A 15,756-nucleotide genomic window follows, 5' to 3' on the forward strand; every position below is an offset into this window, starting at 1 on the left:
AAAATGACAGAAATCGTGGAAGCAGAGTACTGGATAGAGAGCCCCGCCGGGCGCCTCTATGCCAAATCATGGGCGCCGCGCGATCTGAATTTCAAATCTCCGATCATCCTGTTTCACGACTCTCTCGGATGCGTCGCACTCTGGAAAGATTTCCCGCAGTTATTGGCTCGTTCTCTCGGCCGACGTGTGATCGCCTATGATCGATTGGGCTTTGGTCGTTCCGATGCTCGTACGGACATTTTGGAGCGAGACTTCATTGCCCAGGAAGCGGAACGCTTCGTTCCCCTCCTGTGCGAGCAATTGGCGGTTGGGGAATTTATCGCCTGTGGGCATAGCGTGGGTGGCGGCATGGCGGTGGAAACGGGGGCCAGGTTTGCCGGCTGCAATGCCGTGATTACCATCGCCGCCCAGGCTTTCGTGGAAGATAGAACCGTGCAGGGTATTAGGACCTCGCAACAGGAATTTGCGTCGGTCGACAATATTGCCCGGCTCGCCAAATATCACGGTGAGAAAGCTGATTGGGTGCTGCGCGCGTGGATCGAAACCTGGTTGGCTCCGGAATTCGCCGAATGGAACCTCGATGCCGCACTTGAGAAACTGGGTTGTCCGGTGATTGCCATTCACGGCGACCGGGATGAATATGGTTCACTTGCCCATCCACGTCGGATCGCGGCTGGGCGCGGATCATTCCATATTTTGCCGGACACCGGACATTCGCCGCATCGTGAACATCCCGCCCTGGTCATCAAGGTAATCGAAGACCTCTTGCTGATCCGGCCTATCCGGCCGGATGATAGGCCCGGTCGAAATAAATGAGCCCCTGCCCTCCGTCGCGCAGACGGATGGCATCGACTTCGCACATCAGAATATCGTGCGTGCCGCCATTGGCGCGGTGCACGATGCGGCAGTCGAACGAGACGAGCGCATCCTCCAATGCTGGCGAACCGGTCGACAGTTCCGACCATGCGGCGGCGGCAAAACGCTCCGCTACCGGCGTCTTGCCGCCGAAGAGACGCGACAGGTCCTGATGCCCCTCGGAAAGCACATTGACGCAAAGCACGCCGTTTTGCGTGACAGCAGGATGAACCGAAGCGGTGCGATTGAGGCAGACAAGCAGCGTCGGCGGACTGTCGGAGACGCTGCAGACGGCGGTCGCGGCAAAACCGGCAAGTCCCGCCGGCCCATCGGTCGTCACGATGCTGACGGCCGCCGCCATCCGCGCCATGGCGTTGCGGAACTCGGATTTGACCACATCGGGATCGGCGACGGGTACCGCCTTCTCGATCGCCACGGACGTTTTCATGTTCATTCCCATCATCCCCACCGTTTGTGCCGGACCCTGGCAAACCTAGTGGGTCGAGACGTTTGCCTCAAGCAAGGATGTTTCTCGGAAACCCTACTTAGGGAGCAATAAGTTCTCTATAAAATCTATATACAAAAAGAAAAACAATTCCTCCCTGCGTTTCGCGCCTCTCTCCTCCCACCGCACGCCAGGTTCGCCACGCACGGCGGCCATCATCGCAGGTGCACACAAAAAGGCAGCGGCACGCCCGCAAATTGATGCTTTCCCCCGCTATCATCCTTGCCTTATCCGTTACGGAAGAGAAGCGCATGAGAGGAAATGGCGATGGCGAAGCCCTTCTATTGGAACGAACTGACGACCTACGATTTCGCCGGTCTCTCGCCCGACACCACCATTGCCGTTCTGCCGATCGCCTCGACCGAGCAGCACGGCCCGCATCTGCCGATCGCCACCGACGTGGCTATTGCCAACGGCATGCTGGCTGAACTGAAGGCGCAGCGTCCTGACGATCTCGACTTCCTGGTGTTGCCAACCCAGGAAATCGGCAAGGCCAACGAACATATCTACGGCCCCGGCACGCTCTCACTCGGCGCGGAACTGCTGATCCCCGTCTGGACGGCGATCGGCGCCAAGGTTGCCGAAGCCGGCCTCCGCAAGATGGTTATCGTTAATTCCCATGGCGGCAATCTCGATATCATGGGCATCGTTGCGCGCGAATTGCGCGTACGCCACCAGATGGCGGTCGTTGCCACGCAATGGACACGCTTCGGCACGCCGGACGGCATGATCAGCGACCATGAACAGCGCTATGGCATCCATGGCGGCGACGTAGAGACCTCGCTGATGCTGCATTTCCGCCCCGAACTGGTCCGCATGGACAAGGCCGAGAATTTCGTCTCCAAGGCGGAATGGATGAAGGAGCAGTCCAACTATCTGCAGCCGCTGCCGCCGCATTCGCTCGCCTGGATCGCCCACGATCTCAATCCGAACGGCGTCGTCGGCAATGCCGCCAACGGCACGGCGGAAAAGGGCTCCCTCATCTGCCGTCATCAGGTGCAGGGCTTCATTGAATTGCTGCGCGATCTCCGGGACTATCCCCTGTCGAACCTCTATTCGAAATAGGCGTCCGGCCGGCGGCGTTCCGGCACCGCCAGAATATGTCCCTTGGCCTGCAGTTCCTCCACCAGGCCGGCCAGTTCGGCGAGCAGATATTCCACGAACAGGCTGGTCGCCGCATCGAGCGGCGCGCGCGTGCGGGCAAAGAGCTTCATCGGCTGATGCCGCGAATGCGGCTCGGCGATCGGCCGGAACACCAGTTCGCCGCGCCGGCATTCGGCGATGACGTCGAGCGGGTTCAACAGCGTCAGCCCTGCCCCGCATTTGACCAGTTGCTTCAGCATCTCCGACGCGTTGCTTTCCAGCACCGGCTCGACCTGCACCGATAGCCGCGCCAGCGTCAGATTGATGATCTCGCGCAGGCTGGTGCCCGGCTGCGCCAGCAGCAGCCGCTCTTCCACGACATCGGCGAGATTGATCGGCCCAGGTCCGATCAGCGGATGCCCCGGCGGCAGCACGACGCCGATCGGAATGTCGAAATTGCCGAGCGAACGGATGCCGGGTGTCGCCGGGATGTTGAAACCCAGGCCGATATCGACTTCGCCTGACAGCACCGGCGCCATGGTCGTGGAGCCGGCATCGTTGCGCAATTGGATGAAGACGCGTGGATGTTCCGACAGGAAACGCGCGATGATCTCCGGCAAAGGTCCGGAGGCGAGCCCGACCGTCGTGACGATCCTGACCTTGCCGGCCTGCTGCATCTTGAGACTGCGGATGCGCCCCTCCAGCCGGTCGTAGTTCTTCAGCACCTCGCGGATATGCTCGATGCAGAGCTCGCCTGCCGCCGTCAGCCTGAGCCCACGCGGCAACCGTTCGAACAGCGGCGCTCCCATCTCTTCTTCCAGCGCCAGGATCTGCCTGTTGATCGCCGAGGATGCCACATTGAGCCTCGCCGCCGCCTTGCGGATCGAACCGCAGCGGGCGATCTCGTTGATATAAAGAAGTCGCCTCGAGTGCAGCATTCGCATCCCCATTGCATAAATTTTGCCCAGGCCGCACAATTTAGGCACGGGCGCAGGCTGAGATGCCTAAAAGGCATCAATGCGCACGAATTTTGATGCTTTTCAAAGCGCAACGCAATCGCTCAAATGCGGAAAATGGGCGTCGCTGGTGGCGTCCCATGGCAGATAAGGGGAACAACCGGCCATGTCCAATGCATTGAAGACCAAAGCATTTCTCGCCGTCATGGGCTTGGTGGCCGCCGTCGCCGCTGCTCTGCCGGCAAACGCCCTCGACAAAGTGACCTATGGAACCAACTGGCTGGCCGAGGCGGAACATGGCGGCTTCTATCAGGCGATCGCCGACGGAACCTACAAAAAATACGGCCTGGATGTTGAAATCGTCCAGGGTGGCCCGAACGCTGCCAACCAGGCGCTGCTGATTTCCGGCAAGATCGACTTCTATATGGGCAGCCCGCAGCAGGAAATCGATGCGGTCAAACAAGGCATCCCGATTGTCGACGTTGCCGCCATCTTCCAGAAGGACCCGCAGGTGCTGATCGCCCATCCGGACGCCGGCGTCGACAAATTCGAGGACCTCGCCAAGCTGCCGACGATCTTCCTCGGCAAGGACGGCTACGTCACGTTCTTCGAATGGATGAAAGCGAATTTCCCGGGCTTCAAGGACGAGCAATACAAGCCTTACAATTTCAGCCCGGCGCCGTTCCTGGCCGACAAGCAATCGGCGCAGCAAGGCTATTTGACCTCGGAACCCTATGAAATCCAGAGGCAGACCGGCTGGGAACCGAAGGTCTTCCTCCTCGCTGACAACGGCTATTCGCCCTATTCGACGATGATCACCACGCAGACATCGCTCGTTCAAAAGAACCCCGACCTCGTGCAGCGTTTCGTCAGCGCCTCGATCGAAGGCTGGTACAACTATCTCTACGGCGACAACAAAGCGGCCAACGATCTGATCAAGAAAGACAATCCCGATATGACGGATGGCCAGATCGCCTATTCCATCGCCAAGATGAAGGAATACGGCATCGTCGAATCCGGCGACGCGCTGGACAAGGGTATCGGCTGCATCACCGACGCGCACTATAAGAAATTCTTCGACGAAATGGTGCAGATCAAGGTGTTTACCGCCGATACGGACTACAAGAAAGCTTTTGACCCGCAATTCGCCTGCAAGGGCGTCGGGATGACGCTGAAGAAGTGACGGCAAGCAGAGCAGCCCTCTCCCCGCTTGCGGGAGAGGGTTAGGGTGAGGGTCAATTCTTGCTCCAAAGCCGATTGCTGACATCGACAGAGAGCCGAACTATGAGCATACCCAATGCAACCGCTGTCTCCTCGACAGAAGCGCACAAGCGGCCGCTGGTCGTCATGGAGCAAGTCTCCAAAGTCTTCTCCAACGGCACGCTGGCGCTCTCCGGCATGTCGATGAACGTTCAAAGCGGCGAGTTCATCAGCCTGCTCGGTCCCTCCGGCTGCGGCAAGTCGACGGCGCTGCGCATCATCGCGGGCCTCGGCGGAGCTTCCAGCGGCACGATCGACTGGCCGAGTTCACGCATCAACTCCAAGGGCCTGCCGGAGGGCGATATCGGTTTCGTCTTCCAGGAGCCGACACTCCTGCCCTGGAAGACGGTCTTCGGCAATGTCCACCTGCCATTGAAACTGCGCGGCGTTTCCAAAGTGGCGGCGTACGAGCAGATCATGGGAACATTGGCGACAGTCGGCCTGCAGGATTTTGCCGACGCCTATCCGCGCGAATTATCCGGCGGCATGAAGATGCGCGTTTCCATTGCCCGCGCGCTGGTCACCAAGCCGAAGCTGCTGCTGATGGACGAGCCCTTTGCGGCCCTCGACGAGATCACTCGCCAAAAGCTCAACGACGATGTGCTGCGGCTGTGGAAGTCCACCGGTATCACGGTGATCTTCGTCACCCATTCCGTCTACGAGTCCGCCTATCTCTCAAACCGCATCGTCGTGATGAAGGCGCGCCCTGGCCGTGTCCACGCCGACTTTCCACTGGATACCCGCAGCGAACGCGACATTCTCTACCGGTCTTCCGAGGAATACCGACAGGTTTGTGAAAAAGTGTCTCGCTCCCTGATCGAGGCCATTGGTTGGCTGGAGGCCCATTGATGAGCGACAGCACCAGCCTGCCCGCCAACCTCTCCGCAGAGACGACCGAAAAGCCGGCGGAATCGGCCGTGCGCGCGGGAATTACCGAGCGACTCCTCGGAATTTTCGTACCGCTGCTGACCGTCTTCGTCTTGGTCGTCCTCTGGCAGCTTCTCGTCGTCGGCGCCAGCATTCCGCAATATATTCTGCCAAGCCCTCTCGCCGTCGCGAAAGCGCTGGTGTCCGATTGGGGCATCCTCTCGCCGGCGCTCTGGGTAACGACCGAGATCACCTTCATCTCGCTGGCGCTGGCGCTGATCGGCGGCGTCGGCATTGCGATCTTCCTCGTGCAATCGCGCTGGATCGAACTCGCCTTCTATCCGCTGGCCGTCATCCTACAGGTAACGCCGATCGTGGCGATCGCGCCGCTGATCCTGATCTATGCGCCGACCCGCGAAGCCGCGCTGCTGATCTGCGGCTTCCTCGTCGCCTTCTTTCCAATCCTCTCAAACATGGTGCAGGGACTGAAGAGCGTCGACCATAACCTCCTGAATCTCTTCGATCTCTATGGCGCCTCGCGCTGGCAGACGCTGTGGCATCTGAAGCTACCGGCAGCCCAGCCCTATTTCATGACGGGCCTCAGGATTGGCGGCGGCCTGTCGCTGATCGCCTCCGTGGTCGCGGAATTCGCCGCAGGCTCCGGCGGTCCCAATTCCGGCCTCGCCTTCCGCCTGCTCGAAGCGCAATATCGTCAGAACATGCCGCGCCTGTTCGCCGCCCTGCTGCTGCTTTCGGCACTCGGCGTCGCCATCTTCGCCCTCACCTCGTTCATCTCATGGCTGAGCCTGCATCGCTGGCACGAAAGCAGCCTCAAGCGGGAAAACTGATGTCCTATTCCTTCATGTCCCCGCCGAACGCCGCGCGCTTCGTGCTGAGCAACGCCACCGTCCCCGCCGTGACGCTCGTCGGGTTTACCGGTCAGGCAAGCGAAGGTCTTGTCAAGGCCGACATCGTCGTTGCGGACGGCCTCATCAAGGATATCCTGCCGGCGGACAGCGCGCCGGCAGAATTCGCCAAGGCCGACGTGAGGGACGGCATGGTCTGGCCGACCTTCGCCGATATGCATACCCATATCGACAAGGGCCATATTTGGGAGCGCCGCGCCAATCCGGACGGCAGTTTCGTGGGCGCTCTCGACGCCGTGCGCGCCGACCGCGAAGCCAACTGGTCGGCTGCCGATGTCAGGAAGCGCATGGAATTTTCGCTGCGCTCGGCCTATGCCCACGGCACCAGCTTGATCCGCACGCATCTCGACTCGCTGGCGCCGCAGCACCGCATTTCCTTCGAGGTGTTCTCGGAGGTGCGCGAGGCCTGGAAAGACAAGATCGCGCTGCAGGCCGTCGCCCTTTTCCCACTCGATGCCATGGCGGAGGACGCGTTCTTCGCCGATCTCCTGATGGTCATCCGCGATGCCGGCGGCCTCATCGGCGGCGTCACGCAGATGAGCCCCGATATTGACCGTCAGCTTGACAAGCTGATCCGCGCCGCGATGGACAACGGCCTCGATATCGACCTGCATGTCGACGAAACAGAGGACAAGCAGGTGCTGACGCTGAAGGCGATTGCCGAGGCCGTACTGCGCAACGGCTTCACCGGCAAGGTCACCGCCGGCCATTGCTGCTCGCTTTCCCGCCAGGATGAGGATGTTGCCGCCGCCACTATCGACCTTGTCGCCAAAGCCGGGATCTCCGTCGTTTCCTTGCCGATGTGCAACATGTATTTGCAGGACCGCCATGCGGGCCGGACGCCCCGCTGGCGCGGAGTCACCCTATTCCATGAGCTGGCAGCCGCCGGCGTGCCAACCGCCGTTGCCTCCGACAACACACGCGATCCCTTCTACGCCTACGGCGACCTCGACCCCGTCGAAGTCTTCCGCGAGGCAGTCCGCATCCTGCATCTCGATCATCCGCTGGATACGGCTGCCCGCGTCGTCACCACCTCGCCTGCCGATATTCTCGGCCGCCCCGATATTGGCCGTATCGTCGTGGGCGGCCCTGCCGATCTCGTCCTCTTCAGCGCCAGACGCTGGAGCGAATTCCTCTCCCGTCCGCAGTCCGACCGCGTCGTCCTTCGCAAAGGCAAAGTGATCGACCGCAGCCTGCCGGACTACCGCGAACTCGATACCGTTATTGGAGCGTGACATGCCGGATTATCAGCTCATCAAGAAAGAACTCGAAGGCATCGCCGTCGAAGACAATCCGGCGCTGGTGCGCCAGAAGAGCCGCGATTTCTACTGGTATTCGCCAATCCTGAAGGCACAGCTCGACAATGTCATCGCCGACCTCGTTGTCACACCGAAGACCGAGGAAGAGGTTATCCGAACGCTGAAGGTCGCCTATGCCCATGATGTGCCGGTCACCCCGCGCGGCGCCGGCACTGGCAATTACGGCCAGGCCATGCCGCTCTCCGGCGGCATCGTGCTGAACCTCGCGGCCATGAACAAGATCAAGGAAATCCATCCGGGCCGCGTTATCTGCGAACCGGGCATCGTCATCGCCGAACTCGACCGCCAAACCAAGGCGCATTCCGGCCAGGAGCTGCGCTTCCACCCCTCCACGGCGCAGACGGCGACCATCGGCGGCTTCATCGCCGGCGGCTCCGGCGGCGTCGGCTCGATCACCTGGGGTGGATTGCGCGATATCGGCAATATCCTGCGACTACGCGTCGTCACCATGGAAGCCGAGCCGCGCGTGCTCGACCTCACCGGCTGGGACCTGACTAAGGTCAGCCACGCCTACGGCACCAACGGCATCATCACCGAGATCGAAATGCCGCTCGCCCCGGCCTATGACTGGGTGGACGTGCTGGTCGGCTACGACGATTTCATGGATGCCGTGCGCTTCTCGGACGCGCTCGCCAAATGCAACGGCATCCTGGTCAAGGAGATCGCGCCGATTGCGGCACCCATCCCTTACGAATATTTCGCCCGCCACAAGCCCTATATCCGCCAGGGCCAATCGATCGTGGCGCTGATGATCGCGCCGCATTCCATGGACCCGTTCCTGGCCTTCGCTAGCCAGCAGAAGGGCGAGATCACCTTCCGCTCCGACAAAGTCGAGAGCATGAAGGGCATTCCGCATGCCTATGAACTCGCCTGGAACCACACGACGTTGCGCGCCATCAAGATCGACCCGACCATAACCTATCTACAGGTACAGTATCCCAGCCCGGATCACGTCGCCAAGGTCCAGAAGATGGTCGAGATCTTCGGCGACGAAGTGCCGGGCCATCTCGAATTCATCAAGTTCGACGGCCAGATCCAGTGCTCCGGCCTGCCGCTGGTGCGCTACACGTCGGAGGCGCGGCTGGAAGAGATCATCCGCATCCATCAGGATCACGGCTGCCCGATCTTCAATCCGCATCGCTACACGCTGGAAGAAGGCGGCATGAAGCAGACGGATACCGTCCAGCTCGCCTTCAAGAAGGAGACCGATCCGAAAGGCCTGCTGAACCCCGGCAAGATGATCGCCTGGGACAATCCCGACTTCGATTTCACGGCCGGCCAGAACTATCTCTTCCCCGGTCTTGCGGCGCTGATGGAGGCCTCATGAGGGTTCTCGTCCTCCATTCGCATCCGGTCGAGGAAAGCTACGGCGCAGCCCTACATCGGCAGACGATCGAGAGCCTGAAAGCGGCCGGCCATGAGGTCGACGACTGCAATCTCTACGCAGAGGGCTTCGACCCCGTAATGTCGCGCCACGATAGGATGATCTATCACGACTATCCGGAGAACACCGAGGCCGTGAAACCCTATGTCGATCGCCTGCAATGGGCAGAAGCGCTTGTCATCGTCACGCCGGTCTGGAACTTCGGCTTTCCCGCGATCCTGAAAGGCTATTTCGACCGCGTCTGGCTGCCGGGTGTCACGTTTGAGCTGGTGAACGGCAAGGTGACCTCGAAACTGCGGCATATCCGCAAGCTCGGAGCTGTGATGACCTACGGCGCCGATCCCTTCCGCGCCTTCATCGTCGGCAACCCGCCGAAGAAAATCGTCAAGCGCATGCTCCGCGCCATGATCAAACCTTTCGCCCCGGTAGTCTTCCTCGCCCATTACGACATGAACCGCTCCACCGACGAGACGAGAAAGCGGTTTCTGGAAAGGGTGAAACGGGAAATGGAGCGGTTCTGACCGGCGCAGTCGACAGAGCCACGCTTCGCAGCGAAGACATTCACTCACATCACCTTCGCCGCGGTCACCTCGACCTCCACCAAAAACTCCGGCCGCGTAAACCCGTTGACGATGATCAGCGTGGAGGCCGGCTTCGGATCAAGCGTGTAGCGGTCGCGCACGGCCATATAGGCTGGGAAATCCTCGCGTTTGGTAACGAAGCCGGAAATGCGGATGACGTCGGCAAAGCTCATGCCCGCCTCATCGAGAATCGCCTTGATCGCCTCGAAGCAGAGTTCCGCCTGGCTGGTGATGTCTGGTGGAATGCCGTCGTCGAGGCCGATGCCGAGTTGGCCGGAGGTGACCAGCAGGCATGCGCCCGGCGGTACGAGCAGCCCGTGATTATAGTTGCCGAAGGGGCCGCGAACGGAGGGCGGATTGAACGTTTTCTTCATCGGCATCGGTTCCCTATGGTCGCGCCGATTTCAGCATTTCACCGTCAGCCGGGCAAGCCGCTTAGAGCATGTCGCGCAAAAGAGTGCAGCGGCTGCGATAACGACACGCGCTTTAGAGCGCCTCCGCCGGCTCTACCGCCCGGTTTCGCCGCACTTCCAGCAGGATATGGCCGAAGAGCGCAGCAAGCACGATCGGGCCGCCGATCAACGTCGCCTGCGACGGCCGTTCCGCGAGGAACATCCACACCCACAGCGGCGTCAGCGGCACTTCGAGCGATGTCAGCAGGCTGGCATCGGCTGCCGGTATCAGCCGCGAACCGAAGGTATAAAGGCTAAGACCCATGGCGTTCTGGACGATGCCGAAGGCGATGATCAGGCCGAGATCATGTCCCGACACCATCGTCGGCGACGCGAACCAGAAGGTGATGAAGGAGCAGAGCCAGGCAGACAAGGCCATCGCCGGCAGCATTGGCACGTCCCGGTGCTGGCGCATGACGACGGCGAGACCGGCAACTGTGAACGTCATGACGCCGGCCAGGACCTTGCCGAGCCAACCACCGCTGCCAACCGCCTCACCGGAGAGCATGACGATCACGCCGAGGAGTGCCACGGCGCTGGCGACGAGCGTCGCCATGCTTGGACGCTCCTTGATGAAGACATAGGCGACGCCGGCGGTAACGAAGGGCACCGTCGCATAGATGACCATCGCATCGGCGACGGAGGTGTAATAGATCGAGCCGATGCCGCTGATCATGGAGGCGGTGGAAAACACCGTTGCTGCCAGCGACGGCCAACGCATGGAGCGAAGAATGCGCCAGGCCCTGCCGCGCTCGATATAGAAAAACAGCGTAAAGACGCCGAGGCCGGAGACGATGCCCCGACAGAAGAGGATGGTCATCAGATCGGCGTGAATCAAGCGCACGAACAGACCGGACGTCGACCAGGCCAGCGCCGAAAACGCCACATAGATCACACCCAGCCGATATTGCTGCTGCTCCGCCAGCGTCACGACGAATCCTCCCCCAACCTTTTAGGCTTCGACTATTAGCGAGCGCTGGGAGAGCCTACAAGCGAAGCCAGCGGCGCATGATGTCGTTGGTGCAAGAAGTTGCAGAACCGCCACGCCTGCCCAGCCCAAACCAGCTTCCCAGTCTTGCAGATATTCCGGATGCGTTTAGGGTACCAAATATTCGGCAGAGGGAGAATCAATGCAGCTACTGCTGGCAGGCCTGTTTGCATGCGGCTGCGTGAGCTTGGTCGACGGCCCGCTATGGCCGCGTGCCGAAAGCTACATCGATACGACGATGGACTGCAGTCAAAGCGCCGATCCAGGCAATTGCCGGCACACGCGGGATACGTGGAAGACCGAATATGACGCCGCGACCACCGGACAATATCAGGACCAGCGAAATGTCGCGTTCTGCCTGAGCACAGGCTGTGACAATGCCATCCAGCCCGATAAGGTGCTCGGCTGCGCCTGGCGCATCGTCATCATGAATTCGAGACACGCGGAACTGGACAACACCGACACCGTGAATCTCAAGCAGTTCTGCGGCCCGCTTATGTCGATCACGCCGGACGGCAAGCAGCCGAAGCTCAGGCGCAGACAATGCTGGAACTCATCGGAAAAGGACTGGGCGCGTAGCGGCCGATAGTCGCCACGCGCCCGATTTCCTTCACATTTCAGCATATGGCGCGAAGAAACCTCGGATCGCCTCGATCTCGTTCTGGCGGATATCATGGCCGCCTAGATGCCAATCGAGTGTCACCACGGCCTTCTGCCGCGTGAAATAATCCGCCAGCGCTTTGGTCACCGGCGCCGGCGAGATCGGGTCGCGTTCACCGGCGGTGATCAACACCCGGCGGCCGTCGAGCCTGGCATTGTCGCGCGGCTGGAACGGAATGAGCGGATGCATCAGCACGGCGGCGTCGAAGAGATCGCCATGCTCGATCAGCACATTGGCGAGAATATTCGCGCCATTGGAGAAACCGAGGCCAAGCACCTGCGAAGCGCCGTGGTCGACCGCCAGGCTTTTGACATAGGCCGCCATCTTTTCCGTTGCGCGGGCAAGGTCCGCCATGTCGTAGACGCCCTCGCCCGTGCGCCGGAAAAAGCGCGCCGCACCATGTTCCGAAACATCGCCACGCGGCGAGACGATGGTCGCTTCCGGCAGCAGGCGGCTGCCGAAATCGAAGAACTGGTTCTCGTCACCGCCCGTACCGTGGAAGGTGAATAGAATAGGTTTGCCAGGTGCACCGGGCTTTACCCGGTGCACATAAGTCGTATCCGTCATGATTCCCCCCGCATTAAGCATCCAGCGGTTCGAGATGCTGCTCGAGCAGCGCCCGCAGATGAGCGTGCTGTTCCGGCAGCTTCAGTGCCTCGCCAAGATGGGCCGTATCTTCGTCACGATTGAAACCAGGTTCGTTCGTGGCGACCTCGAATAGCACGCCGCCTGGCGTGCGAAAATAGATCGCCCAGAAGTAGTCACGATCGATGACGGGCGTCACCTGATATCCCGTGTCCAACAGCGCCTTACGCACTTCGAGCTGCTTTGCGCGGTTTTCGACGGCAAAGGCGACGTGGTGGACCGAACCCGCGCCGGGAAGCGCGCGGCCGATGTTCGGCATGGTTTCAAGATCGACAAAATCGGCACCATTGCCGCCGGGAATGGCGAGCCGCTTGACGCCTTCATGCGTGTCGACCACTTCATAGCCCATATATTTCAACAGCTCAGCCGTGGCGCCCTCGTCCCGCAGCCGCATGGCGACGGAATGAAAGCCCCTGATGGCATGCTCGGCATCGACGCCGCCATGCGTCCAGGGCTCACGACGATCGTCCTTGACCTCGACGAGCGCGAAACCGTCGCCATCCGGGCCGGCGAAATGGAGGCGCTTCTGGCCGAAGGACTCATCGGCCTTCAGAGCCTCGACGCCCTGCTTGCCAAGCCGGTCCGTCCAATAGCCGATCGCGCCTTCCGGAACGGAGAAAACGGTATTGCCGACTTCGCCGGTGCCCGGACGGCCGCGAGCCATCTTCGGGAACGGGAAATAGGTCATGATCGTACCGGGCGTGCCGATCTCGTCACCGTAATACAGGTGATAGACATCGGGTGCGTCGAAATTGACCGTCTTCTTGACGCGGCGCAGGCCGAGCGTATCCGTGAAGAACTTGTTGTTGGTTCGGGCATCTTCCGCCATCGAGGTAACGTGGTGAAGACCCTTGATCTGATTGAGCATCTCTAACCCCTTGTCTCGCCCGCAACGGCAGGCGTTTCTCATGAGCAGAAGATGGTCCCAGAGGCCGCTTTTCGATAGCCCCCAATAGCCAAACGGATTGTCTCCGATTGTTGAACGATAAATTGCGATCGTTCAATGAAGCCGCTTTGCTCAATGTCCAGCCTGTAGCCTATTGCCTAAGGCGAGCACGCATACTAACTTAATCTAGACAGTCTAGCCAGGAGATCGGTCGATGGATTGGCCATTGCAAGACGCCAAGAATCAATTCTCGAAAGTCGTGCAGAAGGCACGCAGCGAAGGTCCGCAAACTGTGACACTGCGCGGCGAGCGCGCGGTCGTTGTTCTCTCCGCGGAAGACTATGACGCCTTGCGCGCGGGAAAGCCGAGCCTGGTGGATGATCTGCTATCGGGGCCAGCCTGGGATGACGAGTTGGCTGACGCGGTGACAACGCGAGACAAGACGCCAAGCCGGGATGTCGCCTTCTGATGTATCTGATCGATACCAATATCATTTCTGAAGCGCGTCGCGGCACTATCGAAGCGATATCCTGGCTGCGCATAGCCGACCCGTCGACCGTCTATCTCAGCGTCATCACACTCGGCGAAGTCATGCGCGGGATCGCCCTTAAGCGAAGGACCGATCCACGCGCCGCCGCACATCTGGAAGAATGGCTGCGCAAGCTTCGCCACGATCACAGCGGCCGCATCCTGCCAATCACGGACCAAATCGCCGTCGAATGGGGCCGCATCTCCGCGCTGCGCCCTCGCGGCGATGCCGACGGGCTGATCGCGGCCACTGCAATCGTCCATGATCTGATTATCGTTACGCGCAATGTCAGCGATTTTGACGATGCCGGCGTGTCGGTGATCAATCCTTGGGATCAGGCATCTTACTGATGGCTCGGATCACTCGGCAAAGCCCATTCGATCGCATCCTTGCCATGCTCGGCAAGATAGGCATTCGCCTTGGAGAAATGCCGGCAGCCGAGGAAGCCGTTATGGGCCGAAAGCGGCGATGGATGCGCGGCTTTCAGCACGAGATGCCGCTCAGTATCGACGAAGGCAGCCTTCTTCTGCGCATAGGAGCCCCAGAGCATGAAGACCACGCCGTCGCATTCGTCGTTGACGCGGCGGATGACGGCATCGGTGAAGCGCTCCCAGCCCTTGCCCTGATGTGAGGCGGCTTGGGATTCCTCGACCGTGAGCACGCTGTTGAGCAGAAGCACGCCCTGCTTCGCCCAGCTTTCGAGAAAGCCATGACGCGCCGGCGGGATGCCGAGATCGGTCTCCAGTTCCTTGTAGATATTGACCAGCGACGGCGGGATACGTACGCCGGGGCGAACGCTGAAGCAAAGCCCATGCGCCTGGCCGATGCCATGATAGGGGTCCTGCCCAAGGATCACGACCTGCACTTCATCGAGCGGCGTCAGGTCCAAGGCTCGAAAATATTCGCTGCCGCGCGGAAAGATCACCTTGCCGCGCTGTTTTTCTTCGACGAGAAAGGATTTGAGCTGCTGCATATAGGGGCTGACGAATTCCTGCGACAGCGCCTCTTTCCAGCTTTCCTCCAGCTTGATGCCCGCTTCCGCCATCGTCCCTCGCCTCCATCCTTTGTCAGCATGTCGATTGAGGATGAAAGGGACGGCGTGTCAAGGAAAGGACTTCCATTACGGCAGGCAGATCACAGCTTTCCGGCGGTGGACGTCGCCAGAGACGGCGATTGCACTCTCTCCCCCGTCGAGATCAGCAAGGCTTCGCGTTCGGCCTCAGGCATGGCACGTACTCGTCGCCTCACGGTGAGGCGGATCGCAGCAAATCCGGCCAGCATCAGCACCACTTTGCTGCCGATACCGAAGGCCGGCATGACGACCGCCCATATGGATAGATCAAAGGCGATGGCAACGAACACATTGAGCGCAGCGGACAGGAACATCAGGCCAGCCCAGGCAAAGCCCACATAAATAGCGACATCGGGCGCGACTGTGCGGGCGATAGCCGGCAGATACCGATTCATCCAGCCCGGCTTAAGCATCACCACGCCGACAATCGAGTAGATAATGCTCGGCTTGAATAGCGCGAAACGCGGATCGCCCGTCAGCAGCGTTGCCGCGCCTGCAGCAATGACCAGAAGGAGGCTCAGCCACTCCATGGTATCGATTGGCTTCCGTCGGAGATATTGAATCCCGATTTGGACAAGGCCAAACGCTATCGCCGAGCAAGCCGAAAGGGTCGCATTATGCGTGAGGGAAAGCAGAACGATGAAAAATAGGCTGGAGGCCAAATCGGCGAGCAGCAGCCTGACCGCATCGAAAAAGCTTTTCACCGCACTTCGGCCCTTGTCGCGACTTCTGTAAGGGTCATAAAGCCACCAGCTATCGCCATCAAGAGATGGCACTCAATCTTTCC

Annotated in this window: 19 protein-coding genes; 11 read left to right on the forward strand and 8 right to left on the reverse strand. The window is 60.4% G+C overall.

All coding sequences use genetic code 11. The annotated features are described in order from the left end of the window. The first annotated feature begins 3 nt into the window (after positions 1 to 3). The gene (locus QA648_RS11760; protein ID WP_283047062.1) at positions 4 to 816 is read left to right on the forward strand and encodes an alpha/beta hydrolase; all 813 of its coding nucleotides are present in this window, start codon (positions 4 to 6) and stop codon (positions 814 to 816) included. On the opposite strand, the gene QA648_RS11765 is transcribed toward QA648_RS11760, so the two are convergent. Continuing rightward, positions 779 to 1,309: a flavin reductase gene (locus tag QA648_RS11765; protein ID WP_104824037.1), complete on the reverse strand. Its 531-nt coding sequence runs from the start codon at positions 1,307 to 1,309 to the stop codon at positions 779 to 781. The genes QA648_RS11760 and QA648_RS11765 overlap by 38 nt on opposite strands. 318 nt (positions 1,310 to 1,627) lie before the next feature. Here QA648_RS11765 and QA648_RS11770 point away from each other — a divergent pair, with 318 nt between their 5' ends. Then, positions 1,628 to 2,425: a creatininase family protein gene (locus QA648_RS11770; RefSeq protein ID WP_104824038.1), complete on the forward strand. Its 798-nt coding sequence runs from the start codon at positions 1,628 to 1,630 to the stop codon at positions 2,423 to 2,425. On the opposite strand, the gene QA648_RS11775 is transcribed toward QA648_RS11770, so the two are convergent. After that, a complete protein-coding gene (locus QA648_RS11775; RefSeq protein WP_283047063.1) occupies positions 2,413 to 3,381 on the reverse strand; it encodes a LysR substrate-binding domain-containing protein in 969 nt (322 codons plus the stop codon). The genes QA648_RS11770 and QA648_RS11775 overlap by 13 nt on opposite strands. A gap of 184 nt (positions 3,382 to 3,565) precedes the next feature. Here QA648_RS11775 and QA648_RS11780 point away from each other — a divergent pair, with 184 nt between their 5' ends. The 6 genes from QA648_RS11780 (at position 3,566) to QA648_RS11805 (ending at position 9,676) form a co-directional block, all read left to right on the forward strand. Then, on the forward strand, positions 3,566 to 4,582 hold the full coding sequence (locus QA648_RS11780; protein WP_283047064.1) for an ABC transporter substrate-binding protein: 1,017 nt from the start codon (positions 3,566 to 3,568) through the stop codon (positions 4,580 to 4,582). 101 nt (positions 4,583 to 4,683) lie between these two features. Then, positions 4,684 to 5,508 carry an ABC transporter ATP-binding protein gene (locus QA648_RS11785; protein WP_283047066.1) on the forward strand — a complete coding sequence of 275 codons (825 nt, stop codon included), beginning with the start codon at positions 4,684 to 4,686 and terminating at the stop codon, positions 5,506 to 5,508. Then, complete coding sequence (locus QA648_RS11790; RefSeq protein ID WP_104824042.1) at positions 5,508 to 6,374, forward strand: ABC transporter permease; 867 nt, start codon at positions 5,508 to 5,510, stop codon at positions 6,372 to 6,374. Before QA648_RS11785 ends, QA648_RS11790 begins: the two co-directional genes overlap by 1 nt. Then, on the forward strand, positions 6,374 to 7,687 hold the full coding sequence (locus QA648_RS11795) for a cytosine deaminase (protein WP_283047068.1): 1,314 nt from the start codon (positions 6,374 to 6,376) through the stop codon (positions 7,685 to 7,687). Before QA648_RS11790 ends, QA648_RS11795 begins: the two co-directional genes overlap by 1 nt. A 1-nt stretch (position 7,688) precedes the next feature. Next, positions 7,689 to 9,098, forward strand: a complete 1,410-nt coding sequence (locus tag QA648_RS11800; RefSeq protein WP_283047069.1) for an FAD-binding oxidoreductase — start codon at positions 7,689 to 7,691, stop codon at positions 9,096 to 9,098. Then, positions 9,095 to 9,676, forward strand: coding sequence for an NAD(P)H-dependent oxidoreductase (locus QA648_RS11805; protein ID WP_283047072.1), 582 nt, complete (start codon positions 9,095 to 9,097; stop codon positions 9,674 to 9,676). Before QA648_RS11800 ends, QA648_RS11805 begins: the two co-directional genes overlap by 4 nt. Positions 9,677 to 9,720: 44 nt before the next feature. Here the strand turns inward: QA648_RS11805 and QA648_RS11810 are convergent, their stop codons facing one another. Together QA648_RS11810 and QA648_RS11815 are read right to left on the reverse strand one after the other, a co-directional pair. Beyond that, positions 9,721 to 10,110: a RidA family protein gene (locus QA648_RS11810; protein ID WP_283047073.1), complete on the reverse strand. Its 390-nt coding sequence runs from the start codon at positions 10,108 to 10,110 to the stop codon at positions 9,721 to 9,723. Between the two features lie 112 nt (positions 10,111 to 10,222). Then, positions 10,223 to 11,119: a DMT family transporter gene (locus tag QA648_RS11815; RefSeq protein WP_283047075.1), complete on the reverse strand. Its 897-nt coding sequence runs from the start codon at positions 11,117 to 11,119 to the stop codon at positions 10,223 to 10,225. Between the two features lie 199 nt (positions 11,120 to 11,318). Here QA648_RS11815 and QA648_RS11820 point away from each other — a divergent pair, with 199 nt between their 5' ends. Next, positions 11,319 to 11,765: a hypothetical protein gene (locus tag QA648_RS11820; protein ID WP_283047077.1), complete on the forward strand. Its 447-nt coding sequence runs from the start codon at positions 11,319 to 11,321 to the stop codon at positions 11,763 to 11,765. A 21-nt stretch (positions 11,766 to 11,786) separates the two neighbouring features. On the opposite strand, the gene QA648_RS11825 is transcribed toward QA648_RS11820, so the two are convergent. Next, on the reverse strand, positions 11,787 to 12,404 hold the full coding sequence (locus QA648_RS11825) for an alpha/beta hydrolase (protein ID WP_104824048.1): 618 nt from the start codon (positions 12,402 to 12,404) through the stop codon (positions 11,787 to 11,789). 13 nt (positions 12,405 to 12,417) lie between these two features. Next, the gene (locus tag QA648_RS11830) at positions 12,418 to 13,350 is read right to left on the reverse strand and encodes a VOC family protein (protein ID WP_104824049.1); all 933 of its coding nucleotides are present in this window, start codon (positions 13,348 to 13,350) and stop codon (positions 12,418 to 12,420) included. Positions 13,351 to 13,582: 232 nt separating this feature from the next. Between QA648_RS11830 and QA648_RS11835 the strand changes: the two genes are divergently transcribed. Beyond that, positions 13,583 to 13,837 (forward strand): type II toxin-antitoxin system Phd/YefM family antitoxin, encoded by a 255-nt coding sequence (locus QA648_RS11835; protein ID WP_104824050.1) that lies wholly within the window; start codon positions 13,583 to 13,585, stop codon positions 13,835 to 13,837. Beyond that, positions 13,837 to 14,247, forward strand: coding sequence for a type II toxin-antitoxin system VapC family toxin (locus QA648_RS11840; RefSeq protein ID WP_260303102.1), 411 nt, complete (start codon positions 13,837 to 13,839; stop codon positions 14,245 to 14,247). The genes QA648_RS11835 and QA648_RS11840 overlap by 1 nt, the downstream gene beginning before the upstream one ends. Here QA648_RS11840 and ung read toward each other — a convergent pair. Beyond that, positions 14,241 to 14,942: a uracil-DNA glycosylase gene (gene ung / locus QA648_RS11845; protein WP_283047081.1), complete on the reverse strand. Its 702-nt coding sequence runs from the start codon at positions 14,940 to 14,942 to the stop codon at positions 14,241 to 14,243. The two genes, QA648_RS11840 and ung, sit on opposite strands and share 7 nt — an antisense overlap. A gap of 89 nt (positions 14,943 to 15,031) precedes the next feature. Further along, the gene (locus QA648_RS11850; protein WP_349254290.1) at positions 15,032 to 15,745 is read right to left on the reverse strand and encodes a septation protein IspZ; all 714 of its coding nucleotides are present in this window, start codon (positions 15,743 to 15,745) and stop codon (positions 15,032 to 15,034) included. Positions 15,746 to 15,756: the final 11 nt, after the last annotated feature.

This window comes from Rhizobium sp. CB3171 (genome assembly GCF_029714265.1).
In the GTDB taxonomy this organism is placed as follows: Bacteria; Pseudomonadota; Alphaproteobacteria; order Rhizobiales; family Rhizobiaceae; genus Rhizobium.

What these genes read in the sequence shown, in the direction of transcription:
- QA648_RS11760 (WP_283047062.1), top strand. Translation starts at nt 4, where the DNA reads ATGACAGAAATCGTGGAAGCAGAGTACTGGATAGAGAGCCCCGCCGGG.
- QA648_RS11765 (WP_104824037.1), bottom strand. Translation starts at nt 1,309, where the DNA reads ATGAACATGAAAACGTCCGTGGCGATCGAGAAGGCGGTACCCGTCGCC.
- QA648_RS11770 (WP_104824038.1), top strand. Translation starts at nt 1,628, where the DNA reads ATGGCGAAGCCCTTCTATTGGAACGAACTGACGACCTACGATTTCGCC.
- QA648_RS11775 (WP_283047063.1), bottom strand. Translation starts at nt 3,381, where the DNA reads ATGCTGCACTCGAGGCGACTTCTTTATATCAACGAGATCGCCCGCTGC.
- QA648_RS11780 (WP_283047064.1), top strand. Translation starts at nt 3,566, where the DNA reads ATGTCCAATGCATTGAAGACCAAAGCATTTCTCGCCGTCATGGGCTTG.
- QA648_RS11785 (WP_283047066.1), top strand. Translation starts at nt 4,684, where the DNA reads ATGAGCATACCCAATGCAACCGCTGTCTCCTCGACAGAAGCGCACAAG.
- QA648_RS11790 (WP_104824042.1), top strand. Translation starts at nt 5,508, where the DNA reads ATGAGCGACAGCACCAGCCTGCCCGCCAACCTCTCCGCAGAGACGACC.
- QA648_RS11795 (WP_283047068.1), top strand. Translation starts at nt 6,374, where the DNA reads ATGTCCTATTCCTTCATGTCCCCGCCGAACGCCGCGCGCTTCGTGCTG.
- QA648_RS11800 (WP_283047069.1), top strand. Translation starts at nt 7,689, where the DNA reads ATGCCGGATTATCAGCTCATCAAGAAAGAACTCGAAGGCATCGCCGTC.
- QA648_RS11805 (WP_283047072.1), top strand. Translation starts at nt 9,095, where the DNA reads ATGAGGGTTCTCGTCCTCCATTCGCATCCGGTCGAGGAAAGCTACGGC.
- QA648_RS11810 (WP_283047073.1), bottom strand. Translation starts at nt 10,110, where the DNA reads ATGAAGAAAACGTTCAATCCGCCCTCCGTTCGCGGCCCCTTCGGCAAC.
- QA648_RS11820 (WP_283047077.1), top strand. Translation starts at nt 11,319, where the DNA reads ATGCAGCTACTGCTGGCAGGCCTGTTTGCATGCGGCTGCGTGAGCTTG.
- QA648_RS11825 (WP_104824048.1), bottom strand. Translation starts at nt 12,404, where the DNA reads ATGACGGATACGACTTATGTGCACCGGGTAAAGCCCGGTGCACCTGGC.
- QA648_RS11830 (WP_104824049.1), bottom strand. Translation starts at nt 13,350, where the DNA reads ATGCTCAATCAGATCAAGGGTCTTCACCACGTTACCTCGATGGCGGAA.
- QA648_RS11835 (WP_104824050.1), top strand. Translation starts at nt 13,583, where the DNA reads ATGGATTGGCCATTGCAAGACGCCAAGAATCAATTCTCGAAAGTCGTG.
- QA648_RS11840 (WP_260303102.1), top strand. Translation starts at nt 13,837, where the DNA reads ATGTATCTGATCGATACCAATATCATTTCTGAAGCGCGTCGCGGCACT.
- ung (WP_283047081.1), bottom strand. Translation starts at nt 14,942, where the DNA reads ATGGCGGAAGCGGGCATCAAGCTGGAGGAAAGCTGGAAAGAGGCGCTG.